Origin of the sequence: Flavobacterium salilacus subsp. salilacus, from assembly GCF_004634195.1 — a bacterium.
Taxonomy (GTDB): Bacteria; Bacteroidota; Bacteroidia; order Flavobacteriales; family Flavobacteriaceae; genus Flavobacterium; species Flavobacterium salilacus.
Map to the genome: position 1 here is coordinate 217,643 of NZ_SKBP01000003.1, position 25,719 is coordinate 243,361.

At 38.5% G+C, this 25,719-nt stretch carries 24 protein-coding genes; 8 read left to right on the plus strand and 16 right to left on the minus strand.

Annotated elements, in window-relative coordinates:
- Positions 1–152 precede the first annotated feature (152 nt).
- From E0W68_RS05720 to E0W68_RS05730, 3 genes are all read right to left on the minus strand, one after another.
- Positions 153–1,115, minus strand: coding sequence for a D-2-hydroxyacid dehydrogenase (locus E0W68_RS05720; RefSeq protein WP_135218452.1), 963 nt, complete (start codon positions 1,113–1,115; stop codon positions 153–155).
- Between the two features lie 58 nt (positions 1,116–1,173).
- The gene (gene serC, locus E0W68_RS05725) at positions 1,174–2,250 is read right to left on the minus strand and encodes a 3-phosphoserine/phosphohydroxythreonine transaminase (protein ID WP_135218453.1); all 1,077 of its coding nucleotides are present in this window, start codon (positions 2,248–2,250) and stop codon (positions 1,174–1,176) included.
- A gap of 77 nt (positions 2,251–2,327) precedes the next feature.
- Complete coding sequence (locus E0W68_RS05730; protein WP_135218454.1) at positions 2,328–3,386, minus strand: acyl-CoA reductase; 1,059 nt, start codon at positions 3,384–3,386, stop codon at positions 2,328–2,330.
- 68 nt (positions 3,387–3,454) lie between these two features.
- Between E0W68_RS05730 and E0W68_RS05735 the strand changes: the two genes are divergently transcribed.
- Entirely contained in the window at positions 3,455–3,805 is a 351-nt protein-coding gene (locus E0W68_RS05735; protein ID WP_135218455.1) for a 4Fe-4S dicluster domain-containing protein, read from the plus strand.
- 75 nt (positions 3,806–3,880) lie between these two features.
- On the opposite strand, the gene E0W68_RS05740 is transcribed toward E0W68_RS05735, so the two are convergent.
- Positions 3,881–4,423, minus strand: a complete 543-nt coding sequence (locus E0W68_RS05740; RefSeq protein WP_135218456.1) for a hypothetical protein — start codon at positions 4,421–4,423, stop codon at positions 3,881–3,883.
- Between the two features lie 168 nt (positions 4,424–4,591).
- Here E0W68_RS05740 and ychF point away from each other — a divergent pair, with 168 nt between their 5' ends.
- Positions 4,592–5,686, plus strand: a complete 1,095-nt coding sequence (gene ychF / locus E0W68_RS05745; protein ID WP_135218457.1) for a redox-regulated ATPase YchF — start codon at positions 4,592–4,594, stop codon at positions 5,684–5,686.
- Between the two features lie 78 nt (positions 5,687–5,764).
- Here the strand turns inward: ychF and E0W68_RS05750 are convergent, their stop codons facing one another.
- Complete coding sequence (locus tag E0W68_RS05750; RefSeq protein ID WP_135218458.1) at positions 5,765–6,787, minus strand: ComEC/Rec2 family competence protein; 1,023 nt, start codon at positions 6,785–6,787, stop codon at positions 5,765–5,767.
- Between the two features lie 691 nt (positions 6,788–7,478).
- Here E0W68_RS05750 and E0W68_RS05755 point away from each other — a divergent pair.
- The 5 genes from E0W68_RS05755 to E0W68_RS05775 all read left to right on the plus strand — a co-directional run bounded on the left by E0W68_RS05755 (position 7,479) and on the right by E0W68_RS05775 (position 14,422).
- Positions 7,479–8,021, plus strand: coding sequence for an NADPH-dependent FMN reductase (locus tag E0W68_RS05755; RefSeq protein ID WP_135218459.1), 543 nt, complete (start codon positions 7,479–7,481; stop codon positions 8,019–8,021).
- Positions 8,002–8,688, plus strand: coding sequence for a TIGR02117 family protein (locus tag E0W68_RS05760; RefSeq protein ID WP_135218460.1), 687 nt, complete (start codon positions 8,002–8,004; stop codon positions 8,686–8,688). Before E0W68_RS05755 ends, E0W68_RS05760 begins: the two co-directional genes overlap by 20 nt.
- Positions 8,689–8,734: 46 nt before the next feature.
- A complete protein-coding gene (locus E0W68_RS05765) occupies positions 8,735–9,706 on the plus strand; it encodes a transglutaminase domain-containing protein (RefSeq protein ID WP_135218461.1) in 972 nt (323 codons plus the stop codon).
- A 112-nt stretch (positions 9,707–9,818) separates the two neighbouring features.
- Positions 9,819–11,672 carry a DNA topoisomerase IV subunit B gene (locus E0W68_RS05770; protein WP_135218462.1) on the plus strand — a complete coding sequence of 618 codons (1,854 nt, stop codon included), beginning with the start codon at positions 9,819–9,821 and terminating at the stop codon, positions 11,670–11,672.
- A 110-nt stretch (positions 11,673–11,782) separates the two neighbouring features.
- Positions 11,783–14,422: a DNA gyrase/topoisomerase IV subunit A gene (locus E0W68_RS05775; RefSeq protein ID WP_135218463.1), complete on the plus strand. Its 2,640-nt coding sequence runs from the start codon at positions 11,783–11,785 to the stop codon at positions 14,420–14,422.
- A 143-nt stretch (positions 14,423–14,565) separates the two neighbouring features.
- Here E0W68_RS05775 and E0W68_RS05780 read toward each other — a convergent pair whose 3' ends face one another.
- The 11 genes from E0W68_RS05780 to E0W68_RS05830 form a co-directional block, all read right to left on the minus strand.
- Positions 14,566–16,248: a T9SS type A sorting domain-containing protein gene (locus E0W68_RS05780; RefSeq protein WP_162845805.1), complete on the minus strand. Its 1,683-nt coding sequence runs from the start codon at positions 16,246–16,248 to the stop codon at positions 14,566–14,568.
- Positions 16,249–16,493: 245 nt separating this feature from the next.
- A complete protein-coding gene (locus E0W68_RS05785; RefSeq protein WP_135218465.1) occupies positions 16,494–17,264 on the minus strand; it encodes a TerC family protein in 771 nt (256 codons plus the stop codon).
- An 8-nt stretch (positions 17,265–17,272) separates the two neighbouring features.
- On the minus strand, positions 17,273–17,653 hold the full coding sequence (locus E0W68_RS05790) for a DNA topoisomerase IV (protein ID WP_135218466.1): 381 nt from the start codon (positions 17,651–17,653) through the stop codon (positions 17,273–17,275).
- Positions 17,643–17,870 carry a DUF6095 family protein gene (locus tag E0W68_RS05795; RefSeq protein ID WP_135218467.1) on the minus strand — a complete coding sequence of 76 codons (228 nt, stop codon included), beginning with the start codon at positions 17,868–17,870 and terminating at the stop codon, positions 17,643–17,645. The genes E0W68_RS05790 and E0W68_RS05795 overlap by 11 nt, the downstream gene beginning before the upstream one ends.
- Positions 17,857–18,672, minus strand: a complete 816-nt coding sequence (murQ, locus tag E0W68_RS05800) for an N-acetylmuramic acid 6-phosphate etherase (protein WP_135218468.1) — start codon at positions 18,670–18,672, stop codon at positions 17,857–17,859. Before murQ ends, E0W68_RS05795 begins: the two co-directional genes overlap by 14 nt.
- Before the next feature lie 24 nt (positions 18,673–18,696).
- A complete protein-coding gene (locus E0W68_RS05805) occupies positions 18,697–19,419 on the minus strand; it encodes a ZIP family metal transporter (protein ID WP_135218522.1) in 723 nt (240 codons plus the stop codon).
- Between the two features lie 2 nt (positions 19,420–19,421).
- Positions 19,422–20,153, minus strand: coding sequence for a class I SAM-dependent methyltransferase (locus tag E0W68_RS05810; RefSeq protein WP_135218469.1), 732 nt, complete (start codon positions 20,151–20,153; stop codon positions 19,422–19,424).
- A 92-nt stretch (positions 20,154–20,245) separates the two neighbouring features.
- The gene (gene nhaC / locus E0W68_RS05815; protein WP_135218470.1) at positions 20,246–21,703 is read right to left on the minus strand and encodes a Na+/H+ antiporter NhaC; all 1,458 of its coding nucleotides are present in this window, start codon (positions 21,701–21,703) and stop codon (positions 20,246–20,248) included.
- A gap of 94 nt (positions 21,704–21,797) precedes the next feature.
- Positions 21,798–22,562 carry a TIGR02757 family protein gene (locus E0W68_RS05820; protein WP_162845811.1) on the minus strand — a complete coding sequence of 255 codons (765 nt, stop codon included), beginning with the start codon at positions 22,560–22,562 and terminating at the stop codon, positions 21,798–21,800.
- 40 nt (positions 22,563–22,602) lie between these two features.
- Positions 22,603–24,246: an LIC_10190 family membrane protein gene (locus E0W68_RS05825; RefSeq protein ID WP_135218472.1), complete on the minus strand. Its 1,644-nt coding sequence runs from the start codon at positions 24,244–24,246 to the stop codon at positions 22,603–22,605.
- Positions 24,243–24,911 (minus strand): ABC transporter ATP-binding protein, encoded by a 669-nt coding sequence (locus E0W68_RS05830; protein WP_135218523.1) that lies wholly within the window; start codon positions 24,909–24,911, stop codon positions 24,243–24,245. The genes E0W68_RS05825 and E0W68_RS05830 overlap by 4 nt, the downstream gene beginning before the upstream one ends.
- Before the next feature lie 254 nt (positions 24,912–25,165).
- On the opposite strand from E0W68_RS05830, the gene msrA reads away from it, so the two are divergent.
- The gene (gene msrA, locus E0W68_RS05835; RefSeq protein ID WP_135218524.1) at positions 25,166–25,711 is read left to right on the plus strand and encodes a peptide-methionine (S)-S-oxide reductase MsrA; all 546 of its coding nucleotides are present in this window, start codon (positions 25,166–25,168) and stop codon (positions 25,709–25,711) included.
- The last annotated feature ends 8 nt before the right edge of the window (positions 25,712–25,719 follow it).

The following is a 25,719-nucleotide window of genomic DNA, read 5'->3' on the forward strand; positions in this document are numbered from 1 at the left end:
TATCTAATAAAAACAGGGCTGTCTCAAAAGTGTCATTCTGAACGAAATAGAATAGAGTGAAGAATCTCAATATTAAATTAATAAGAGATTCTTCCTTCGTCAGAATGACAAAAATGCTGATTTAAGTGCTTTTTTACACAGCCTATTTTTAATTATGCTTTTTCGGTCTTTAAAATGCTCACAATTTGCTCGGCAAGCTCTACGCCTATGCGGTCTTGCGCTTCCTGTGTTGCTGCACCAATATGCGGCGTAAGCGATATTTTAGGGTGCATCAGTATTTGTATTGCCGGTTTAGGCTCTTCTTCAAAAACATCAAGCCCCGCAAAGGCAACTTTACCCGAATCGAGTGCTTCTACAAGTGCCACTTCGTCCAGCACACCGCCACGTGCTGCGTTTACTATGCCCACTCCGTTCTTCATCATTTCAAATTCAGGGGTGCTGATTAGGTAGCCATCCTGCGCAGGTACATGCAGCGATATAAAATCGGCATGCTTAAAAATTTCTTCAGTAGGTTCGGTAGTTATTTCTACATTTATAAACTGTCCGTTATAAAAATCAACTCTTATTTCTGCGGTGCCTACAAATTTATCCGAAGCGATAACACGCATGCCTAAACCTAAAGCAATACGCGCTACGGCACGACCAATACGCCCAAAACCAATAATACCTAGTGTTTTACCTCTTAGTTCACTACCGTTGGCATAGGCTTTTTTAAGGTCATTAAAACTTGCTTCGCCCTCAAGAGGCATAAGGCGGTTGGCATCGTGCAGGAAACGTACTCCTGTAAACAGGTGGGCAAATACCAGTTCGGCAACCGAATCGGATGATGAAGCTGGGGTATTGATAACATGAATGCCTTTTTCGCGGGCATATTCCACATCTATATTATCCATGCCTACACCGCCACGACCAATAATTTTTAGTGTGGGGCAGTTGTCTATAATATCTTTACGCACTTTGGTAGCACTGCGCACCAGCAATACGGCTATATTATTTTTATTAATGTAATTGGCTACCTGTTCCTGAGCTACTTTGGTAGTTATTACTTCAAATCCGTTATCTTCAAGTGCTATAATGCCACTTGGCGAGATACCGTCATTAGCTAATATTTTCATTCTTTAGTATTTAAAGATTTAATAATTAAAATTATCCTAAGATTTCCCCCTTTGGGGGTTAGGGGGCTACACTTTTCTCAAACTCCTGCATAACATCTACCAATACCTGTACACTTTCTATCGGCATAGCATTGTATATAGAGGCACGGTAACCGCCTACTGACCTGTGTCCGCTCAGCCCGCTTATGTTGGCAGCCTTCCACATCTGGTCAAATTGTTCTGTATGGGTTTCATCAACAAGTAAAAAGGTAACATTCATTTTAGAACGGTCTTCTTCTTTAGCTACTCCTTTAAACAACGGGTTACGGTCTATTTCGTTATATAGCAGTGCTGCTTTTTCAATGTTTTTCTTTTCCATTGCAGCAATACCGCCATTGGCTTTAACCCATTGCAGGGTGAGCAGGGAGGCATAAACGGCAAAAACCGGAGGGGTATTGTACATACTTTCTTTGGCTATATGTACTGAATAATCGAGTATGCCCGGTATAGTTCTGCCTGTTTTGTCTAACAAATCTTCTTTAACAACAATAAGGGTTGTACCGGCAGGACCCATGTTTTTTTGTGCTCCGGCATAAATAAGTCCGAATTTGGAAAAATCAATTGCTCTCGAAAATATATCCGAACTCATATCGCACACAATAGGGACATTGGTTTCAGGGAAGTCGTGCATTTGTGTACCAAATATGGTATTGTTGCTGGTACAGTGAAAGTAATCGGCATCAGCAGGAATACTATATCCTTTCGGGATATGGGTATAATTGTCATCTTTGGATGACGCTACCACTACGGTTTCACCAAAATACTTAGCTTCTTTTATAGCTCCCGCTGCCCATGTACCTGTATCGAGGTAGGCAGCTTTACCGCCTTGTTTTAACAGGTTGTAGGGTACACGTACAAATTCCATACTTGCACCACCCGAAAGAAAAAGCGCTTGGTAGCCTTTGCCTTCAAGCCCCAGCAGTTCCAGCGCCAGTGCGCGCGCCTCATTCATAACAGCTACAAAATCTTTACTGCGATGGGAGATTTCCAGTATAGAAAGCCCCGAATTGTTAAAGTTAAGTACTGCCTGTGCGGCTTTATCAAATACTTCCTGTGGCAGGATAGAAGGTCCTGCGCTGAAATTGTGCTTTTTCATTATGCGCTTGTTGAAGTGAGGTACAAATTTCCAAATTATATATCAAAAAGGTGTAACAAAACTTGCTAATTATTCGGCTATATTTTTGATAAAAATGAAATAGTATCTACATTATCAGCATAATCCCATAATGCCGGTTTTTGAGTTTGCCCAAACGGGATACTGTTTTCGGTTATACCGTTACTTACAACACATTGCAACTGTTCGTGTTCGGCTTCCAATTTTTGCTTTAAGTTATCAATATCATCATAATATTCATAAAAGACAGAAGAGATAGGTGAGGCATAGCTCGTATCTTCTTTCAATGTCATAAATTCGTTATCGAGTATTTTAAAGTTGCTCATCAGGAACACCGCTTTGTTATAGTCGTAGTTATTAGCATATTTTTCATAATGAACAATATCGCCATAGGTAAACATCGCTTCGAAAAAGTCTTTAAAATCATAATCTTTAGGAACATACAGTTTGGAAACATTACGACATCCTAATCCGAAATAACGGAATATATCTTCGCCAAGTGCCGTAAGTTCTTCTTTAGTTTCTTTGCCTGTAAGGATGGCAACTGAATTTCTGTTTTTACGGATTATAGCCGGCTTATTTTTAAAATAATATTCAAAATAGCGGGCGGTGTTGTTACTGCCTGTCGCAATTACGGCATCAAAGCCTTCGAGCTTACCTTCGGTAAAGGTTATTCTGTCGGCAAGTTTGGGTTCTACAGCAATAAGGTATTTTGCTAAAAACGGCAGTAAGTGCTGGTCGTTTGATGATGCTTTTACCAAGGCTTTATTGCCGGTAATCAGTACCGATAAAAAATCGTGAAAGCCAACCATAGGGATGTTACCCGCCAGTACCAGCCCAACAGTTTTAGGCTCTGTATAATTGATAGTATAATTTTCGAGCCATTTATCAAGATTGTCATCGGTTAAGGCTTCTGCCCACGACTGTATGGCAAAATAAACCTGCTGCGGTGTAAACCACCCGTTATGCGATTGGGATAGTTGTATGAGGTTTATAAAATTATCAAAAAAGGTATCGTTATGCGGTACAGACTCGTTTTTTACAGCATCATCTTCAGAAAATTGACTGAGAAATTTTCCTAATGTTGCGAACGCTTTTTTTGTTTGGGTTAACGTCATTATGTTTGTTTATGAATAGATTTGGACGTAATTTTGCACAAATTTACGTTATTAAAATAAAATAAGCTATGGCTATCATTATAACAGATGAATGTATAAACTGTGGTGCTTGTGAGCCGGAATGTCCAAACACGGCAATATATGAGGGAGCAGATGATTGGAGATACAAAGATGGTACTAAACTAACAGGCAAAATTATTTTGCCATCGGGTGAGGAAGTGGATGCTGATGCAGCACAAACACCAATATCTGACGATTTGTATTATATAGTACCTGATAAGTGTACGGAGTGTAAAGGTTTTCATGACGAACCGCAATGTGCCGCAGTATGTCCGGTAGATTGTTGTGTGCCTGACGAAAACCATGTGGAAAGCGAAGAAACGCTGCTGAACAGACAGGCATTTTTACACAATGAATAGAGTAATGTGTACCGCAAAATAAAAAAATCCCGAAGCATTGCTTCGGGATTTTTTAGTTGTAATTATTAAAACAATCTAATCAATTAAGTTCTTTTTTGCAGGAGTATATTTTTCTACCATAACTCCGTCACCATCATTATCATAGGTTTCTACAACTAAGTTACCATCCGCATCAAAATATCCGAAAGAAGTTTTATTCTCAGTTTTATAAATATAGTTATTGTTTGATGTTTTTCTCAGCACACCGTGATTAAGATTTTCAGGAGTAGAAATTTTGTACCCTTTTTTATCTTTAACAAAACTATAGTTGGTACCGTTCATGGTATAATAAGTAGTACTGCCTATTTGGGTTGGTATGCCATCGCCTGAAATAGTTTCTGACTTTGTTACCTTAACAGAAGTTTCTTTTATATCCTTGTTCAGCTTATTAGAATCGGCATTTTTTAATTCAATATCCTGAACTTTATCTGTTTTCTCGGTCGTAACCGTTCTTTTCTTTTCCGTACCGTTATCAACAGTTGTAGTTGTCGTTTTGGTTTCTTCCGTTACATTTTTATTGACTTGTGCATACATCCCTGCACTAAGGCCAAACAGTATAATTAAAGCAATTTTTTTCATGATTTTTCCCTTTTTTGGTTTTTATGTTACAAAGTTAGTTGCAAACTGTTAAAATAGTTGGTAATAAAAGCATAAAGTATTTATAAATCATACCACTATATCCATACACCTACGCTGTATTTTTAATTTCAAAAACTTATATTTGCAGCCTTAAAAACACAGTTACTGATGAAAGCAGGAATAGTAGGATTGCCCAACGTAGGTAAATCGACCCTTTTTAATTGTTTGTCAAATGCTAAGGCACAAAGTGCAAACTTTCCCTTTTGTACTATAGAACCCAACATAGGCGTAGTAAACGTACCCGACCCAAGGCTGGAAAAGCTGGAAGAGTTGGTAAAACCCGAGCGCGTGCAGCCTGCTACCGTAGATATTGTAGATATTGCAGGATTGGTAAAAGGAGCAAGCAAAGGCGAGGGGCTGGGCAACCAGTTTTTAGGTAACATTAGGGAGTGTAATGCCATTATACACGTACTACGCTGTTTTGATAACGATAACATTGTACACGTAGATGGCAGCGTAAACCCCATTCGCGATAAAGAAACTATAGATATAGAGCTACAGCTAAAAGACCTTGAAACCGTTGAAAAACGTTTGGAAAAGGTAAAAAGAGCTGCCAAAACAGGCAATAAAGAAGCACAAACCGAAGAAGCCCTTTTAGAGCGAATAAGAGAAGTGTTACTGCAAGGCAAATCGGCTAGAGTAGTAGCGGCTAAAAACCAGGATGAAGAAGAGTTGTTGGAAGCCTTTCAGTTGATTACGACCAAACCTGTACTGTATGTATGTAATGTAGATGAAGGCGCTGCTGCAACCGGCAACCACTATGTAGAAAAAGTGCGCGAACTGGTTAAGGAAGAAAACGCCGAAGTTATTGTACTTGCCGTAGGCACAGAAGCAGATATTACCGAACTGGAAACCTACGAAGAACGCCAAATGTTCCTGGAAGATTTAGGGCTTAAAGAACCGGGAGCTTCGGCACTGATACGCGCGGCATACAAACTGCTGAGCCTGCAAACCTACTTTACCGCAGGGGTAAAAGAGGTTCGTGCCTGGACGATACAAATAGGCGACACCGCACCACAGGCAGCGGGTGTTATCCATACCGATTTTGAAAAAGGATTTATTCGTGCCGAAGTAATTGCCTATGACGATTACGTGGCTTTTGGCAGCGAAGCCAAAGTAAAAGAAGCCGGTAAACTACGTGTAGAGGGTAAAGAATACATTGTGAAAGACGGCGATGTAATGCACTTCCGTTTTAATGTGTAATACAGTAGTGAGATAATAGAATTAAGTATAATGACTAGTCCTAAAACAGTTAGACTGTTTTGAGACTAGTCATTATTTTTAAATAGGTTCAGCACTTTCCCAGTTTCTTGTTGGAAATATTTCTCTATTTGTAGTGTATGATAATACCCCTTTCATTTTATGTGTACTGTAAACATTACAATTTGGTAAATTTTTCTTCACACAACTTATAACTGCTTTTCTAGGATGCTTTTTATTACCCTCAGCTGATACTAAATACATATCAGGATTAAATTTTGATAACCACTTTGTATTTACATTTCTTCTACTTCCATGATGTGGTAATTGTACAATGTGTAGTTCTTCACAATCAAAACCATTCTTTTCCATATCATCAAAAGATTCAACCCCAGCATCACTGGTTAATAAATAACGTCTATTTTTACTATCAGTTAGTTCAATAACTGTGGCAGATAAATTTTCAGGAGAAGCATCGTTTTTTTCATCTACAATAATACAAGGCTTTATATTTTCTTCATATTCGTCAATATCTATAGATGATTTGGTTTTAAAATCAACTTTTTTTAGAAAATCAATATTTGTGAATTGCTGAACTTTTTCAATATAAAATTCTCGAGTAGGTGATACAACTTTAATTTCTTTATAGTTGAAGATTTCACTTAAAGCTTCTTTCTGCTCAATTTTATACTTAGTACATAGTTCATTAAGCTCATGAACTTTTTGAAAAGATTTATAAAGATGGACAATGTCTTTATCTTCTTCTTTTAAGGCGGATTTTTTAATGTTTTCTCTTAACTCTTCAGTAATAAATTTCACAGGATCGTTATAAAATCCCCAACTCAGATCATTTCCTAATTCATTTACTATTTCAATTAAACCATTTATATGATCTGTATGTGGATGGCTATTAATAAATGCTAGAGTTCTTTTTTTGTACAAGTTCGGTTCAATCCAATTTCTGTAGTGCTCTACAATTTTTTTGCCATATCCTTGACTTCCACCATCTAGAAAAAACACAAAGTCTGATTCATTTGGATTCCTTCCCCATATTACTATTCCATCACCATCACCAACGTATATAAAATCTATTACAAAGTCCATATTGTTTAATTATTTATTAGCATCAATTCTTTTAGTTATGTAATTCGTCTGTTTGCGAAATGCTAAGAGATATACTGTCCCTATACATAACAGAAGTAAGTACTTTTCTGTATTTTCGGATAATTTTAGAAACTGTGATAAATAGTAGTAAAATTTAGAAATTAGCAATAGAAACAACATTGTAAATAAAACTCTAAACTTATTACTTACTTCTACTAATACCTCTAATTTAGAATCTCTTTTTTGTGCTTCAACGAAAGATTTATAATCTCTAAACTTAATAATATTTAGAAACTTTAAAATAGGTTCTATAATAGTTGAAGAAACTCTACTTATGGTTAATCCAATGAAATAATATAAAAATATGCCCAGTATTTGATTTTCTTGTATCATTTTATAACCTACAAAAAAATCAAGTAGTATAACAAATAAAACTCCTGGGAGTAGATTATTAAATAAATTATATGAAGAAATTTTGTTTAACAAGTCATTCATAAGGAAGTTATTATGTCTGTAAATATATAACTTGGTTGTTTTAACAAAATACCCATTAATGGGTATTTTGTTAATTGTCTTACTTTAATTAGTAATTAGATACAATTTTATTTATTTGACTTTATTTTTTCTCATTCCTTTAACATCATTTCTTCTCTATTTTTCGTTAATTTATCCAACATCAAAAAATATAAAAATGAAAATAATAGCCCTTGCAGGAAGCAGTAGTACACAATCGATAAACAAACGTTTGGCAACCTATGCCGCCGGTTTGTTTGAAAATGGTCAGGTAGAAGTTCTCGACCTGAATGATTATGAGCTTCCGTTGTTTAGTGTAGATAAAGAAAAAGAGATGGGTCAACCCCAAATAGCGCGCGCCTTTCTCGATAAAATCGGTAGTGCCGGTATAATCGTGCTCTCCGTTGCCGAACACAATGCCGGGCTAACCGCAGCATTTAAAAATAGTTACGACTGGGCATCGCGCCAGCATAAAAAAGTATGGCAGGATATACCCATGCTGCTCATGAGTACTTCGCCCGGGGGTTATGGCGGTAAAAATGCCATGGAAGCTGCCAAAATAAGCCTTCCGCGTTATGGCGGAAACATCCGCGCTACATTTTCGCTGCCCTCATTCAATGAAAATTTTGATGTGGAAGCCGGTAAAATATCCAATAAAGAGCACGATGATGCGTTAAAGGATATTATACGCAACTTCGACTATGGCAAAGAAGGCTCTTAAAAAAATCCTGCGTTATACAGCCCGTATTGTGCTCGGTCTGTTTGCTTTTATTATCCTCTATACAGCAGGGGCTTATATCCTCTCGAACATCACTGTAAACAGTAGCAACAATGAGGGCAACGATGTGAGTATTTACATACATACCAACGGGGCACATACCGATATAATAGTCCCTGTAAAAAATAATACCAAAGACTGGACTGCCGATATACTTTTTACCCACACCAAAGCACAGGACAGCCTCGCCCGGTATATCGCCTTTGGCTGGGGCGACAAGGAGTTTTACCTGAACACCCCGCAATGGAGCGACCTCAAGGCAGGTACGGCATTTCGCGCCGCTTTTCATTTAGGCACATCGGCTATCCACACCAGGTTTTATACTGCCGTTCAGGAAGATGAAAATTGTATTAAAGTAAACATCAGTACAGAAAACTATCAGCGCCTTGTCGAATATATTTCGGACAGTTTTGTCTATGATGCGCATAATAAAGTACAATGGATAGCCCACCGGGGCTATGGCGACCATGATGCTTTTTATGACGCCAAGCGAAAATACAGCCTGTTTTATACCTGCAATACCTGGACAAACAATGCCCTGAAAGCAGCCAACCAAAAGGCGGCAATATGGACACCTTATGATAAAGGGATTTTTTGCCATTACAGATAATTAAACTTTTTACTCGCTTGGCAGGATTATTGGTAGTAAAAAAATTATGAAAACATTACTTTTTAAAATTACACTGGTTTTACTCCTTATATCGCCTACCATTTTTGCACAGGATTATGAAAAAGTTGATGCTACGGTAAGAGCCTACCCACGATCATTCACAGCTATTGACAGGCTTGCCGACCGCATTAATAACGATTTTACCCGAGAGGATGAGAAAGCCCGAGCCCTATTTACCTGGATAGCTACTAATATAAGCTATGATATGGGCGCTATAGGTACTTCTAAAAGCCCTGCGGGTTTTTCGTATAGTTCGGAAGAAGAATTGATTGCCAAAAAGAAAAAATTTATAGAAGATATCGCCTATCAGACATTGCGCTCCAAAAAAGGCGTATGCCAGGGCTATGCCTATCTTTTTGCTATTGTTGCCGAAAAAGTAGGGCTGGAGGCTGAAATTATTACAGGAACATCAAAGTCCTACCCGGATCATATCGGCAGATATCCGAATATTAGCGACCATGCATGGAATGCCGTTAAGATAAACGGCGAATGGAAATTGATAGATACCACATGGGGTGCGGGCAGCGTGATAGGGAATACAAAAAAGTTTGAATTTGATTTTAGCGAAGGTTATTTTTTTAGTAATCCTAAAGACTTTTTCCTGAAACATTATCCGGATGATGAAAAATGGTTACTGCTAAAGGCTACCAAAGAAGAATTTGCGGCATTGCCTTTATATTACAGAAACTACCTGAAAGAAGGATACGAAGTTGTAACCCCAACCACAGGAATAGTCACTACAGGGCAGGGAACAATAACATTTAAAATGAAAAACGTAAAGCCTACCGAAAAAATAGCCTATGTGCTTAGTAACAACAATACTTTTACTATAATACAGCCTGTATTTAATAACGATATTGCCGAATTTCAAATACCGTTAGATAAAAGATCGGCAGGGTTTTTAACCATTTACATTAATGGGGAATCGGTTGTATCGTATAAGATTAATAGGGGGTAGGCGTATGGTAAAGTTATGAACCATATTTTTAGCTACTCTTAATAAGTTTATTTGATACGACTTTCATTTTTTGTGTTTATATACTACATTAGCACAAAATCCATAAATTTTTATGCTGGAGCAGAATCAGTACACTGAAGATAACATCCGTTCACTCGACTGGAAGGAGCACATCCGTATGCGTCCCGGTATGTACATCGGTAAGCTTGGTGACGGTTCTTCGCCCGACGATGGTATTTATATCCTTTTAAAAGAAGTACTCGATAACTCTATCGATGAATTTGTAATGGGCAGCGGTAAAACCATAGAGGTTACCGTAAAAGACAAAACCGTTACCGTGCGTGATTACGGTCGTGGCATTCCGTTGGGTAAAGTAGTCGATGTGGTATCTAAAATGAACACGGGGGGTAAGTACGACTCCAAAGCCTTTAAAAAATCGGTAGGATTAAACGGGGTGGGTACTAAGGCGGTAAATGCACTGTCTAACTACTTTCGCGTAGAATCGGTACGGGATAATCAGCAAAAAGCAGCCGAATTTTCTGCAGGAGAAATTACCCTTGAAGAAGACGTTATAGAAACCACTAAGCGTAAAGGAACGAAAGTTACCTTTATTGCCGACGAAGCTATATTTAAAAACTACAAGTACCGTAATGAGTATATTATAAAAATGCTCAAAAATTATTGTTACCTCAATACAGGACTGACAATATTGTATAACGGCGAAAAATACTTCTCTGAAAACGGACTTAAAGACCTGCTTAGCGAAACGATAAACGAAGACGACAGGATATACCCGATAATCCACTTAAAAGATGAAGATATCGAGGTAGCAATGACGCATAGTAAAACCCAGTATAGTGAGGAATACTATTCGTTTGTAAACGGTCAAAACACTACACAGGGAGGTACGCATTTAGGTGCTTTTCGCGAAGCAATAGTAAAAACCATAAAAGAGTTTTACAATAAGAATTTTGAAGCTGCCGATATTCGTAAATCGATAGTAAGTGCCATTAGTGTAAAGGTAGAAGAGCCGGTATTTGAATCGCAAACCAAAACCAAGCTGGGCTCTACCGATATGGGACCCAACCTGCCAACGGTGCGTACCTTTGTAAACGACTTTATCAAAACAAAACTTGACAACTTTTTGCACCGCAACCCAGAAGTTGCCGATGCATTGTTGAAAAAAATATTACAGGCGGAGCGCGAGCGTAAAGAACTTTCGGGAATCCGAAAGCTGGCACGCGACAGAGCCAAAAAAGCAAGCCTGCACAATAAAAAATTGCGTGATTGCCGTGTACACCTTACGGATGCCAAAAATCCGCGTAGCTTAGAGAGTACGCTGTTTATTACTGAGGGCGATTCCGCTTCCGGTTCTATAACCAAGTCGAGGGATGTAAATACCCAAGCAGTATTCAGTTTGCGAGGTAAGCCGCTCAACTCCTATGGCATGAGCAAAAAGATTGTGTATGAAAATGAGGAGTTCAACCTGTTACAGGCAGCACTGGATATTGAAGAGGAAATGGAAAACCTGCGGTATAATAACATTGTTATCGCTACCGACGCCGATGTAGATGGTATGCACATACGCTTACTGTTGATAACCTTCTTTTTGCAATTTTTTCCTGAACTGATTAAAGAGGGGCATTTATACATTTTGCAGACACCGCTTTTTCGCGTACGAAACAAAAAAGAAACGATATATTGCTATAGCGAAGAAGAACGTAGAGCAGCGATAGAAAAACTTACAGGTAAACCGGAGATAACCCGATTTAAAGGATTGGGAGAGATATCGCCCGATGAGTTTAAACACTTTATAGGGCAGGATATAAGGCTCGATCCTGTGATGCTGGATAATGCCACGTCGATACAAACATTACTGGAGTTTTATATGGGTAAAAATACCCCCGACAGACAGGAGTTTATTATAAACAATTTGAAGGTAGAACTCGATGTGTTGGAACAATAGTGCTTTATATAAAAAGTAAAACAATCATTTTGTCATTCTGAACAGAGCGAGGCAAAGTGAAGAATCTAAAAAAACATAGAATTTTCAAATTAAGAATTTGAAGGCAATACATGAGCGAAGATAATTTTGAACCTTTAGAAGGAGAACATTTTTACGACAAACAGGAAGATCCTGACCAGAAAGATACTATTACTAAGGTAACCGGTATGTATAAAGATTGGTTTCTGGATTATGCTTCCTATGTTATCTTAGAGCGTGCCGTGCCTGCCATTGAAGATGGTTTTAAGCCCGTGCAACGTCGTATAATGCACTCGCTCAAGGAGCTTGACGACGGTCGTTACAACAAAGTTGCCAACGTAGTAGGGCACACCATGCAGTACCACCCGCATGGCGATGCCAGTATTGGCGATGCAATGGTACAGATAGGGCAAAAAGAACTGCTTATAGACACACAGGGTAACTGGGGTAACATCCTTACGGGCGATGGGGCTGCGGCTTCCCGTTATATAGAGGCTCGATTATCTAAATTCGCTTTGGATGTATTGTACAGCCCTAAAATTACGCCTTGGCAATCGTCTTATGACGGCAGGCGTAACGAACCCATAAATCTTCCCGTAAAATTTCCGTTGCTGTTAGCACAAGGAGCAGAGGGTATTGCCGTAGGACTATCTACTAAGGTACTTCCGCATAACTTTAATGAGCTTATCGATGCTTCGATAAAAATATTAAAAAACAAACCTTTTACACTTTTTCCTGATTTCCCAACGGCAGGTATTGCCGATGTTTCAGCATATAACGAAGGTATGCGCGGTGGGCGTGTGCGTGTGCGTGCCAGAATATCTCAGGTAGATAAAAGTACACTTGCCATAACACAAATACCTTTCAGCACTAATACTACTACGCTTATAGACAGTATTTTAAAAGCTAACGAAAAAGGTAAAATCAAGATAAAGAAAATAGAAGATAACACTGCTGCTGAGGTAGAGATAGTAATACACCTGCCTCCTGGAGTTTCGCCTGATAAGTCGATAGATGCATTGTATGCTTTTACGGCTTGCGAAACCTCAGTTGCGCCACTGGGCTGTGTTATCGAAAACCATAAACCGCTGTTCATTGGGGTAAATGATATGCTTAAAATATCGACCCATCGTACGGTTGACCTTTTAAAACGCGAACTTGAAATTCAGCTTGATGAACTGGAAGAACAATGGCATTTCCAGTCGTTAGAGCGTATTTTTATTGAAAATAGGATATACCGCCTTATTGAGGAAGAAGAAACATGGGAAGGTGTTATTAAAGCTATTGATGAAGGGTTAAAACCGTTTACGCAACACCTGAAACGGGCGGTAACGGAAGAGGATATCGTGAGGCTGACAGAAATACGCATTAAGCGTATCTCTAAATTTGATATTGACAAAGCACAACAAAAAATTGAAGCGCTGGAAGGCGATATAGAAAAGGTAAAATATGATTTAGAGCATCTTACTGATTTTGCCATTGCTTATTTTCAGAACCTTAAAGACAAATACGGTAAAGGCAGGGAACGCAAAACGGAGTTGAGAAGTTTTGATAACATTGAGGCTACAAAAGTGGTACTGCGCAATACCAAGCTATATGTAAACCGAGAGGAAGGCTTTGTAGGTACCGGATTAAAGAAAGATGAATATGTAGCTGATTGCAGTGATATTGATGATGTTATTGTTTTCCTGCGTGATGGCAGTATGATGGTAACTAAAGTGGATGTTAAAACCTTTGTGGGAAAAGACATCATTCATGTGGCTATTTTTGATAAGAGCGATAAGCGTACTATATACAATATGATTTACCGCGATGGCAGGACAGGACCATCATTTGTAAAACGATTTAATGTTACAGGCGTAACCCGCGATAAACTGTACGATTTAACTATAGGCACAAAAGGCTCTCAGGTACTTTATTTTTCTGATAATCCTAACGGAGAAGCTGAGGTGGTAACCATATTGTTGCGCCAAGTGGGCAGTATTAAAAGATTGAAATTTGAAATTGACTTCGCTGCCATAGGTATAAAAGGTCGCGCCTCGCGCGGAAATACGGTTACAAAATATCCTATCAGGAAAATAGAATTGAAAGAAAAAGGTATATCTACACTCAAGCCAAGACGCATTTGGTTTGACGATACCGTGCAACGCCTGAATGTAGAAGGCAGAGGAGAATTGTTAGGCGAGTTCCGACCTAATGACAGGTTACTGATTATTAATCAGTCAGGTAAAGTAAAGACTATTATTCCTGAACTTACAACACATTTTGAGGATGGTATGATAGTACTGGAAAAATGGATTCCTAAAAAGCCTATATCGGCAATATATTATGATGGCGAAAAGGAGCGTTACTATGTGAAGCGTTTTCTTATCGAAAATGAGAATAAAGAAGAAATATTTATTACAGAGCATCCTAACTCACAACTCGAAATAGTTTCTACAGATTACCGACCTGTTGCCGAGATTGTATTCCCTAAAATAAAAGGTGTACAAAAAGATACCCTTACTGTAGATCTTGAAGATTTTATTGCTGTAAAAGGTATAAAAGCATTGGGTAATCAAATAACGACAGATAAGGTAAGGCAGGTAAATTTATTAGAACCATTACCGTTTGAAGCCCCTGAGGAAGAAATACCCGAAGAAATTGAGGTAAAAGATGAAGATACTATATCTGATACAGAGGATAAAAGCGCACCGGATGAAGACGGTCAGATAACATTAAGCCTGGACTAATTGTTATTATTACTTTAAAAATATAAAAGGGGAGCATAGCTCCCCTTTTATATTTCATAATTTCATAGCGATTATCAAAAAAAACTGTCCTGATTTTTTTTCAGGACAGTTCCAAAACACTCACACATTAAAAAAAACAATTATTATTTTTTAATCACAATTTTATGTTGTGATTGTATTCCGTTTGCATTCAGTTGCAGCATATACATTCCGTTTTGAAGACCGGATACATCTACATCATTTGTTGTAGAAGAAGTTATTATATTTCTGCCTGACACATCATAAATACTGTAATTTACAGTCGTAGCAAATGGAGTATTTATTGTTATTGTTGATGATGCCGGATTAGGGTAAATAACTAATTCATTACGTTCAAAATTTGTATTATTAAGCGTAGCAGCCGGCAGCTCTATAAGTTCTTCACCATCTCCTGTAACAACCCACAAACCAAATTCAGGCCCATCGCTGTTTGCACCGGGGTTAAGGAAACCACTTGCAAGTACAGTTAATGCTTCACCTTCCAGTTCTAACAGCTCCAGCGGTGCCTGGTAAGAAGCTACAACCGTATTACCATCGGCAGTTGTTACATCAAGCACATAGTCGTCTGTGGCAAGCTCAAGGTATCCGTTAAAATCACCATAAGCTATATTATCCACAATAGTACCTGCACCTTGCGCTACTACATCTACAGTTGGTGCATCGGTAGCACCATGAAATACAAGTATATCGGTATTGCCATCTTCATTGGCTTCTTCTCTGGCCATGGCATAAACATAAAGGTCGAACTCCTGATTAGGCTCATATCCTTCCTGGCTTATTATACCATTAGCTATCAATATATAGCTTTCATCAGCTTCTAGTGTTGTAGTAAGGTTATAGAGTGATTCACTTGCTGATTCACTATCGCCCGGAGCTATGTCTATTGATATTTCCTGTCCTGCAGGTGCATCAATAAATGGCGTAGCTGTCCTGAAAGCGAAATTATCTATAAGTATTTCACCGTTAAGGTAAACATCTACCTCCTGTGCAGCCAGGTCGGCAGCGTTATGTATTACTTTTACTCTTGCTGTCTGGTTAGCCAGTGGCAGCTCAATAAGTTCTTCGCCGTCTCCCGTAACAGCCCAAAGGCCAAATGCAGGCCCGTCACTGTTAGCTGCAGGGTTAAGAAAACCGCTTGCAAGCACTGTAAGAGCTTGCCCTTCAAGTTCTAATGATTGTAAAGGAGCTAAATATGAAGCTACTACAGTAGTACCAGAAGCGTCGGTAATATCAATTGTATAGTCTCCCGGAATCAGCTCTAAGTATTCATCTCCAAATTCAGGATATGAAATGTCGTTGATTATTGTACCAACAGGCACGCTTGTTTCAACAACATCTACTGTAGGCGCGTCAGGAGAACCATGCATAACCAGCATATCTACTGCATCTGTTTCAGAGGCATTTTCTCTTGCACCGCTAAATACGGTTAGCTCAAAAGGTTGTAGCGGAGAATAGCCGGTAGTACTAACAATGCCGTTTGCTACTATAATGTAAGTTTCATTAGCCGTAAGGGTTGTTGTTAGTGTGTATAAATCATCATCAGCAGAACTACTGGTACCGGGAGCTACTACAAGTGTTATGGGTGTTCCCGCAGGCGCATCTATAAATTGTGTAGCAGTCCTGAAAGCAAAATTATCAAGTAAAATACCTCCGTTAAGATAAACGTCAACTTCTTCTGCCGCAAGATCCGGCGAATTGTGAATCACTTTCACTCTTGCCGTTTGGGCATAAACTGGTAGTGTTAACGAGAATAAAAATAATAATAATGGTAAAGTAAGTTTTTTCATTGTACTGATTTTTTTGTTTAACATATATCAAAATTAATTAAACAAAATTGTTTCTATTTGCTTTAAGGGTAATTATAGTAAATAATTAACTCTTGTTTAAAATATAAAATATTTATTTCCTTTCTCTTTTTATATACTTTTATTAGCAATTATTAAGGTTTACGGTATTTTAACTATAAATAATATAATTAAACAAAAAGCAGCTAAATAAGCTGCTTTTTTATAATATTGTATCTTGACTGCTATTATTTCTTCTTTCTCATTTTCATATTTAAAAACTCTACCGCAAGCGAAAAGGCAATCGCAAAGTATAGGTAGCCTTTTGGTACTGCCCCAACATGCTGACCTCCAAGCTGTGCATCCGATAAGTGCATACTCTCTGTAATAAGCATAAAGCCAATAAGTATCAGAAAAGCGAGTCCGAGTATTTGTAACGATGGGTTGGCATTTACAAAGTTGCCGACAGGTACGGCAAAAAGCATCATAATACCTACTGATATTACTACGGCGGTAATCATAATATACAGTGCTCCGGGTAGTCCGTTAGTCATACCAACAGCCGTAAGGATAGAATCTACAGAAAAGATAAGGTCAATAAGCAGTATTTGCACAATAACATTACTAAATGATTTTTTGGCAGCACTGCCTAACGATTTTTCCTCTTCTCCTTTATGATCTACTTTTTCATGAATTTCTTTTGTGCTTTTGTATATTAGGAATATACCTCCTGAAAAGAGCACGACCGCTTGCCCGGTAAAACTGGCGCTGAACCACCCCCAGTCAACATTAAACCAAGGCTTTTTCATGGCTATAAGCAGGGTAATACCAAACAGCAGCCCTATACGCATAAACATAGCAAGGAATAAACCTATTTTAGTAGCACGTTTTCTGTTTTCTGGAGGGAGTTTTCCTGTTACAATAGAAATAAAAATGATATTGTCTATACCCAGTACAATTTCTAAAAAGGTTAATGTTAATAATGCTATCCATGTATCGGGGTTGCTTAAAAATTCCATAGTTATGTTTAGTTTATTTTGGTAACGGTTCCTTTTTGTTTATTGCTGTCGCCTACAATAGAGAATTCAAAAGTATAAGAATCATTGTTTGTGGTTAAAATTTTCATGTGTACGGCTTTCTGTTCCTGCATATTTTTAGGATGTATTTTTTCCAGTATGTACTCGCAGTCATTTATCCAGCGAATGGAAGCGGTATCAGTTTTACCCTCAAAAGTTTCAATCTCTATTTCTTCATTACGCTCAAAATACGTAACTTTTTTTTCGCCGTCAATTTCGTGCTCAAATTTAAATTTCCCCGTTTTAAAATCAGTACAATTGCGTTCCTGATTGTAACATGAGGCTAAAAGAAATATGCTGAAAAAAAGTATATAATTAAATTTATGATTCATTTTCAAAAAGGCTTTTCATTATTGTTTTTAACCCTATGGCAACCATAAAAATAGCCAACAGGCAAAATATGATACCCAACCCCAGTACAGGTATATATAGCGGATGCTCCTGGTTTTTGAAAGAACTGTGTATTACGGAAGGACCTATAAAGAATAACGGAAGTGCCCAGCCCATATATTTAAGTCCTTTTACCAATATTTTTTTATCTGTTGCCATACTGTTCTATTGCGGTTCTTACATTTTTATGTTCATTCAATAAGGCAGTAGCTTCCTCTTCAGAGATGTTCAATTCATCGATTAACATCCTGATACCACGATTTACCAACTTATGGTTACTAAGCTGCATATCTACCATTTTATTACCTTTAACGCGACCGAGTTGTATCATTGCTGTTGTAGATATCATATTCAGTACCAGTTTTTGCGCCGTTCCCGCCTTCATGCGCGAACTGCCTGTTACAAACTCCGCACCCGTTACTGCCTCTACAGGATATTGTGCTGCCTTTGCCAATGGGCTGCCGCTGTTACAGGTAATGCAACCTGTAGTAATGCCATTTTTGTTACACATTTCCAGTCCGCCTATAACATAAGGCGTTGTACCCGATGCAGCAATACCAATAACAATATCATTACTATTTATGTTATAACTGCTAAGATCTTTCCAAGCTTGTTCTCTATCATCTTCGGCAAACTCTACCGCTTTGCGTATCGCCGTATCGCCACCGGCAATAATACCAATAACAAGGTCGAAAGGTACGCCAAAAGTAGGAGGGCACTCCGAAGCATCTACAATACCCAAACGCCCGCTTGTGCCTGCGCCGATGTAAAAAAGCCTGCCACCCAGTTTTAATTGTGCAGTTACCTTTTCAGTCAGCTTTTCTATTTGCGGTAACGCCTTTTCTACGGCAAGCGGAACGGTTTTATCTTCGGTGTTAATGTTACGTAACAATTCGGCTACCGACATTTTTTCTAAATGTTCATATTTCGAGCTTTGTTCTGTAGTTCTTGTAAAAGCCATGAGTGAAATTACTTTAGCGTAAAATTATAGAAAATATGCCATAATAACCCCCAGTATGATAGCTAAAAGTTTTGCCATATTAAATTTATGCCCTTCGCTGCTCTCAAAAATGATTGTAGATGAAATATGGAATAATATGCCTACTACAATAGCCGAAATTTCGGTATAATAATTTCCTATAAATGCTAATTGTCCTGATAATAATGTTCCTAAAGGTGTCATTACTGCGAATGCCATCATAAACAGCAGTATAATAGTTTTATTTAGCCCTGAGTTTACAAAAAAGGCGGTAAGTATAATAGCGATAGGGAAGTGGTGTATGGCTATGCCCCATGCCAAATCATGATGATGGCTTACAGGCATACCCTCCAGTAACGCATGGGTACATAAACTGATGAACAGCAGCCAGGGCATACTGTTGCTATGCTCGTGCCCTTGCCCGTGCACATGCCCGTGTTCTGCACCTTTAGAAAAATATTCCAGTATAATTTGGAATATTATACCGGCCATAATGTACAGCCCTATAGGGTTATTACCATGTTCGTGCGCATGGTTATGCCCATGCTCCGCATGTCCCATCATTACACTTTTGTACACATCGGGCAACAGGTGCATTACCGTAAGCGACAGTAGAAAAGAGCCACTAAAGGCAAGCAGTAATTTAAGGTTTTGACGGTTAGTAGGTTTTAAAATCAGTGCTATTGCATAGCCCAAAACAACAGATAATAACGGGAGTATGTATATCATCATTATTTAAAAATCATAATTAAACGTTCTGACTCGTTTTTATAAAACTTATGCAGCTTATAATCGCCAAAAACATCAAGCAGGTCAATACCCGCTTTTTCCATCATAGCTTCAAAATCTTCAAGCGTTAATGCTTTTACACTTTCGGTATAATTGAAAGTTTTGCCTTGGTGTTCAAAACTTATTTCTTTAACGATATGGTCGTCTTTCAGGTATTTTTTTATATGAAATTCGATACCTTCTACTGTTTTTGTTTGTTCTGCGACAAGATTTTTCAATACATAATGCACATTCATAAAATCAATTACGGCAAAGCCATATTCGCTGAGGCTGTTGTGTATTGCTTTTAGGGTGGTAAAGTTATCTTCGTCATTTTCGAAGTAGCCAAAACTGGTAAACAGGTTAAATATGGCATCAAATTTTTCTTCAAATGGCTCACGCATATCGTGTACCTTAAAATGCAGTTTTTCATTACTGAATTTTGAAGCCGCTGCAATACTGTTTTCAGAGAGGTCGGCCCCTGTAACATCATACCCTAACTCATTCAGATATATGGAGTGCCTGCCTTTGCCACATGCCAAGTCGAGTATTTTAGCATTTTCAGGTAAGTTCAGGTAATTGGTAAGCGTGTCCATAAAGGCTCGCGCTTCGGTATAATCACGATCTTTATATAAAATATGGTAGTAAGGTGTATCGAACCACGATGCAAACCAGTTACATTTTTCTTCTTGCATGGAAATTATTTGTAACCGCAAATTTATTAATAATTATGGTATGTAAAGCATAATTATTTAAATAAATGCAATATTGTTGCAATAGTGTAATATTACTGTTTTATCAGCCTTCTTATTTTGATGCTAAAGGCAGCAAAAATAAGTGTCATTATCGGGCTGAGTATATTAAAGAAGGCATAAGGCAAGTAGGCAAATGTACTAACCCCTAATACGCCTGACTGGTAAGCCCCGCAGGTATTCCAAGGGACAAGTACAGAGGTTACTGTACCCGAATCTTCCAGTGTACGGCTCAGGTTTTCGGGAGCAAGCCCTTTTTCTCTGTAGGCATCGGCAAACATTTTTCCCGGTACTACAATAGCAAGGTACTGGTCGGATGCTGTAACGTTTAATACTACACAACTTGCTACAGTACTGGCAAAAAGTCCGAAGATACCTTTAGCCACTTTCAACAATGCATCACTAATGGTTCGCAATGCACCTATAGCCTCCATAACACCGCCAAATACCATAGCACAAAGTATAAGCCATATAGTACCCATCATTTTTTGCATTCCGCCCGATGTGAATAAGTCTTTCAACATTTCGTTATCGGTTGGTACGGTAGTTTCTACTGTTATGGCATTCATCACGCCTTTATAGCCCGAAGCAAAGTTTAATGTATCAGCACCGCCTATTTTTGCTACAAGTTCGGGCTGAAATATAAGGGCAAACAATCCGCCTAAAAGTGTACCCAGCATCAGGGCAATAAGCGGTTCGGTTTTCTTTACAATGAGTACTATAACAATAACCGGAACAAGAAACAGCCATCCGTTTATGTTAAAGCTTTCCTTTATCGCAAGCAATGTCTCCGGAGCATCGGCAGTACCCGATGTAGTTTGCGTAAGCCCCAGTATGATGAAAAGTATCAGTGTTATGGCATAGGTAGGCACGGTAGTGAGTGCCATATAGCGTATGTGCGTAAACAAATCAGTACCCGCCATAGCAGGGGCAAGGTTGGTAGTATCAGACAACGGTGACATTTTATCGCCAAAATAAGCTCCTGATATTACGGCACCGGCTACCATACCGGAATTCATGCCCATAGCATTGCCAATACCTATCAGGGCTATACCTACCGTAGCCGAAGTTGTCCATGAACTGCCTGTAGCGATAGATATGATAGAGCATATTACTACACAGGCGGGCAGGAAAACATCAGGGTTTAATATTTGCAGCCCATAATATATCATAGCAGGGATAATACCGCTTAACAGCCAAGTACCCGATAATGCACCTACGAGTAGTAATATTAATATAGCACCCGCAGTCGATTTTATATTTTTAGATACCTTTTCGAGCATCTTATGATAGGGCACTTTATTAGCAAAGCCCACTATGGCAGCAATAGCACCACCTATAAGCAGTACAAACTGGTTAGAGCCACTAAGGGCATCATCGCCGTAGATATATACATTATAGGCTAAAATGATAACAAGTAAAATAACGGGTATAAGTGCCTGAAAAAGGCTTATTGATTTTTTAGTATCGGTAGTACCGGAAGTATTGTCCATGTAAAATTTTCGGGTATTAAAGGATGCAATTTAGTAAAATTCTACGAATGCTAATTTAATATGCCGATTTAATAGTAAAAATGGAATATAGCTGTTAAAACTTCTCAAACACGCCCAACCCGAATAAAGCAAAGTCATACTTTACAGGGTCGGTGGCATCCATGAGGCGAAGTTGTGCGTCCAGCTCCGCTAAGGCTTTGGCATCGTTTTGCTTACGGGTAAGAATGCCCAGTTTTCGCGCTACGTTACCACTATGTATATCAAGCGGACAGGAGAGGGCAGCGGGCGGGATGCTTTTCCAAATTCCCAAATCTACACCCGTAGTATCGTTACGTACCATCCAGCGCAGGAACATATTAATACGTTTTGCTGCCGAACCATTCAACGGGTCAGATACGTGTTTTTGTGTACGAGGCTGGTGTACTATTTCAAAAAATACTTTTTTAAACTCGTGTATGCTTTTTTGCAGGCTGTTGTTTTCGATATTCTTAGCAAAAACAGCTTCCAGTCCGTTGTGTTGGGTGTAGATGTTTTGCAATGCTTTTATGAAAGTGGTAAAGTCTGCACCGTTAAACGTGCGGTGTACAAAGCCCTCAAGCGATTCCAAATGATGTTCTTTGTGGTTCATCACAAAGTCGTAGGGGCTGTTGCCCATCAGTTCCATCATTTTATGGGCGTTGTTAATAATCATTTTTCTATTACCCCAAGCGATGGTTGCAGCCAGAAAGCCCGCTATTTCTATATCCTTTTTTTGCGTAAATAAATGCGGTATTTGTATCGGGTCAGATTCTATAAAATCGGATTTATTGTATAGTAGTACTTTTTCGTTAAGAAAGTCTTTTAGCTCTGTTGCATTCAGCGTTATTTCCATAAAGGCAAAGATACTAAAGCCCTAAAAATTATTCTCTTAAAGTTTTTTCCGAAATAAAGCCATCTTCTAATGACTCTCCTCTTAATTGTGGAATGTATCCTGTTTTTCGCTCAAAATAATTAATCTGTGCTTCATTAATGCAGGGTAACGAACCATCGGCAGTACCAAAAATAAAGAAATTGGTTTCAGGAGAGTAATACTCAAGGTTTCCCATTTGTTTTTGAATGAATTTCATTTCAGGATAGCGGGTAACAGGCTCAGGGCGATAAAGCTGTGATAATTGAAATCCTGATCGCGACTGATGAAATTTATTTGGAGTAATGGAGATAAAACTGAAATTGAAAAACAGGACAAAAGCAGCCAATGCCCCGCCAAGCATAACTATTTTATTGAAAACCCTCGACTGTACATAGCTCATTATTTCATTGCCGATAAACAGCAGGAAGAATATCATTTCCGGCAGGAAAAATCGATACTGTGGCGAAGTAAATAATAAAATAACGAAATGTACTAAGAATACTATATATACAGCGCGATAGCTTTTATTACGGCGTATTATCCTGAAATTTGGTAGTAATAAAAATAAAATCACGATTAGTTTATTCAATATTCCTTTAATTCCCTCCATCTGTAACCAGCTTGCTATCTTTTGTATAAAAGGGGCATCTGTGCCTACACCATATACATCTTTATGGGCTATTGCGCCCATGCTGTCTGTTATAGCTTGAGGTACAACCCAGTCGTTATCAGCAGCTATATTTGTAAAAGGATATAACGGATAGCCCGAAACGATAGTATTCTTTACCATCCATATTACTGCGAAAACAACTGCTGTTTTTATAAAGAAGAATCGTTTTTTTTGAGTAGATAGTTTAAACAGGAATAGCAGCGCCAACGGTGCAATGGTAACTTTTATAAAAGCTATAAATGCGAGCAGCAGCAAGCTGACCTTAAAATCATCCTCAGATTTTTTTTCGGTGTACAAATAGAGTATAACAGGGATAATTATCAAAACAGGCAGGTCAGGCGAGGGGGCGTCGAGGAAGAGGAAGTACACTGTTGAAAATACAGGCAGCAGACTGAACCAACCGTCTTTGTTTTTACTCTCTGTAATGCAGTATAGCATACAGATGATGAATAGGAATCCGTTGAGGTCGTTAAACGTAATGCCTAAAAAATTCAGGTTTAAACCTGCATGCAGTATATGCCAGGGCGATGTTTGTGCCAGGTAAATATGGAGGTTGCCCAAGCCCTTTACCAGTCCGTATTGGTTTATCCATTTTATGGTTTGGATGTAGTAGCTTTCGTTATCAATAACAAAAGGGAGTTGTGCGCTTTTTAAAGCTGCACCCAAAAGCAGTAAAATGATTATTGACTTATGAAACAGTGTAAGGCTTTGTAAGTCTTTATAAAATGTGCTTAGTATTTCGTTTAACTCTTTTCGGTAAAAGAAATAGAGCAAAACACTCAAAAAAATATAACATAAAAAACTATTAGCCCCAAGCGGAACAAAAAGAGCAGTTATCGTAAAACTTACTGTGAGAAACAGCAGCCCCAATAGTACTGTAATACAAGCACGCGTTGTTTTTAGCTTAATTCCCTTTTGCAGTACTACGCCAAAAGGCAGTATCAGGAAAAACAAAAACAGCCAATATGCCAGTATCAGTATCATACATGCTGTACTATTTGCCCGTCGCTCATTATCAGTTTTCGGTCAGCCATATTAGCAAGTTCTTCGTTATGGGTAACAATAACAAAAGTTTGCCCCATTTCGTCGCGCAGTTTAAAAAACAGTTTGTGCAGGTTTTCGGCAGAAGCCGTATCGAGGTTACCCGAAGGTTCATCGGCAAAAATTACGGCAGGGTTATTAATTAAGGCTCTTGCTACCGCCACCCGTTGCTGTTCGCCCCCCGAAAGTTCTCCCGGTTTGTGGTCTATGCGGTGCGATAACCCTAAATAGTCCAATAACCTTTTAGCTTCGGCTTCCACTTCTTTTTTAGGTCTGTCGGCAATAAAGCCGGGAATACAAACATTTTCAAGCGCCGAAAATTCAGGTAATAACTGGTGAAACTGAAATATAAAACCCAGTTGCAGGTTGCGAAAGCGAGACAATGCTTTGTCCTTCATGTTTAGTATGTCCTCGTTGTTTATTACTAACGAGGTGCCATTTTCTTTAGTAGGCTTGTCAAGTGTGCCCAGTAATTGCAGCAGGGTAGTTTTACCTGCTCCCGAAGCTCCTACTATCGAAACTATTTCACTTTTTTTAATATGCAGGCTTACTCCTTTTAACACATGGAGGTCGCCATAGTATTTGTGTATATTTTGTGCCTGTATCATTCGTGCAGTTTTCACAAAGAAACAAACATTTTAAAAAAGAATACATCTTTTTTGGCACAATATTTCGTATATGATATTTGTAAAGTTTCGTTAAGTATACTTTGCACAGCGTACTAATCATTAATTTTGGAAAACTTATGAATAAGGCAATAGCAATAGTATTGGCTATGGTTTCATTTTCGTGCCAGTCGAAGGGAAAAAGCCCAATGACAAGCAATGAGAATGTAACCGAAGCAAAAGAAAAAACAAATAACATGGATAACACAAAAACAGAAACAGCCATTTTTGCAGGAGGGTGCTTTTGGTGCACCGAAGCTTTTTTTATAGATTTGAAAGGGGTAGAGAAAGTAGTATCGGGTTACATAGGCGGAAAAACCGAGAACCCGACTTATAAAGAGGTTTGCAGTGGTTATACCGGTCATGCCGAAGCCATTAAAATAACCTTTAATCCGGATGAGGTGGCGTATGAGGATTTACTGGAAATATTTTTTGCTACGCACGACCCAACTACGCTGAACAGGCAGGGTGCAGATGTGGGCACACAGTACAGGAGTGAAATATTTTATACTACTGAAGCCCAGAAAACGACTGCCGAAAACTTTATTAAACTGCTTACCGGGCAAAATATATTTGATAAAAAAATAGTGACTAAGGTATCTAAGGCTACAACTTTTTATCCTGCCGAAGATTATCATCAGGACTATTATGCACAAAATGAAAATCAGCCTTATTGCCAAGCGGTAATAACACCCAAACTGGAAAAGCTGAAAAAGAATTATAAATCGAAACTTAAAGAATAATAATTGAA

Excerpts from the sequence above, each read along its gene's own strand:
- E0W68_RS05720 (WP_135218452.1), bottom strand. The coding sequence starts at position 1,115 with ATGAAAATATTAGCTAATGACGGTATCTCGCCAAGTGGCATTATAGCA.
- serC (WP_135218453.1), bottom strand. The coding sequence starts at position 2,250 with ATGAAAAAGCACAATTTCAGCGCAGGACCTTCTATCCTGCCACAGGAA.
- E0W68_RS05730 (WP_135218454.1), bottom strand. The coding sequence starts at position 3,386 with ATGACGTTAACCCAAACAAAAAAAGCGTTCGCAACATTAGGAAAATTT.
- E0W68_RS05735 (WP_135218455.1), top strand. The coding sequence starts at position 3,455 with ATGGCTATCATTATAACAGATGAATGTATAAACTGTGGTGCTTGTGAG.
- E0W68_RS05740 (WP_135218456.1), bottom strand. The coding sequence starts at position 4,423 with ATGAAAAAAATTGCTTTAATTATACTGTTTGGCCTTAGTGCAGGGATG.
- ychF (WP_135218457.1), top strand. The coding sequence starts at position 4,592 with ATGAAAGCAGGAATAGTAGGATTGCCCAACGTAGGTAAATCGACCCTT.
- E0W68_RS05750 (WP_135218458.1), bottom strand. The coding sequence starts at position 6,787 with ATGGACTTTGTAATAGATTTTATATACGTTGGTGATGGTGATGGAATA.
- E0W68_RS05755 (WP_135218459.1), top strand. The coding sequence starts at position 7,479 with ATGAAAATAATAGCCCTTGCAGGAAGCAGTAGTACACAATCGATAAAC.
- E0W68_RS05760 (WP_135218460.1), top strand. The coding sequence starts at position 8,002 with ATGGCAAAGAAGGCTCTTAAAAAAATCCTGCGTTATACAGCCCGTATT.
- E0W68_RS05765 (WP_135218461.1), top strand. The coding sequence starts at position 8,735 with ATGAAAACATTACTTTTTAAAATTACACTGGTTTTACTCCTTATATCG.
- E0W68_RS05770 (WP_135218462.1), top strand. The coding sequence starts at position 9,819 with ATGCTGGAGCAGAATCAGTACACTGAAGATAACATCCGTTCACTCGAC.
- E0W68_RS05775 (WP_135218463.1), top strand. The coding sequence starts at position 11,783 with ATGAGCGAAGATAATTTTGAACCTTTAGAAGGAGAACATTTTTACGAC.
- E0W68_RS05780 (WP_162845805.1), bottom strand. The coding sequence starts at position 16,248 with ATGAAAAAACTTACTTTACCATTATTATTATTTTTATTCTCGTTAACA.
- E0W68_RS05785 (WP_135218465.1), bottom strand. The coding sequence starts at position 17,264 with ATGGAATTTTTAAGCAACCCCGATACATGGATAGCATTATTAACATTA.
- E0W68_RS05790 (WP_135218466.1), bottom strand. The coding sequence starts at position 17,653 with ATGAATCATAAATTTAATTATATACTTTTTTTCAGCATATTTCTTTTA.
- E0W68_RS05795 (WP_135218467.1), bottom strand. The coding sequence starts at position 17,870 with ATGGCAACAGATAAAAAAATATTGGTAAAAGGACTTAAATATATGGGC.
- murQ (WP_135218468.1), bottom strand. The coding sequence starts at position 18,672 with ATGGCTTTTACAAGAACTACAGAACAAAGCTCGAAATATGAACATTTA.
- E0W68_RS05805 (WP_135218522.1), bottom strand. The coding sequence starts at position 19,419 with ATGATATACATACTCCCGTTATTATCTGTTGTTTTGGGCTATGCAATA.
- E0W68_RS05810 (WP_135218469.1), bottom strand. The coding sequence starts at position 20,153 with ATGCAAGAAGAAAAATGTAACTGGTTTGCATCGTGGTTCGATACACCT.
- nhaC (WP_135218470.1), bottom strand. The coding sequence starts at position 21,703 with ATGGACAATACTTCCGGTACTACCGATACTAAAAAATCAATAAGCCTT.
- E0W68_RS05825 (WP_135218472.1), bottom strand. The coding sequence starts at position 24,246 with ATGATACTGATACTGGCATATTGGCTGTTTTTGTTTTTCCTGATACTG.
- E0W68_RS05830 (WP_135218523.1), bottom strand. The coding sequence starts at position 24,911 with ATGATACAGGCACAAAATATACACAAATACTATGGCGACCTCCATGTG.
- msrA (WP_135218524.1), top strand. The coding sequence starts at position 25,166 with ATGGATAACACAAAAACAGAAACAGCCATTTTTGCAGGAGGGTGCTTT.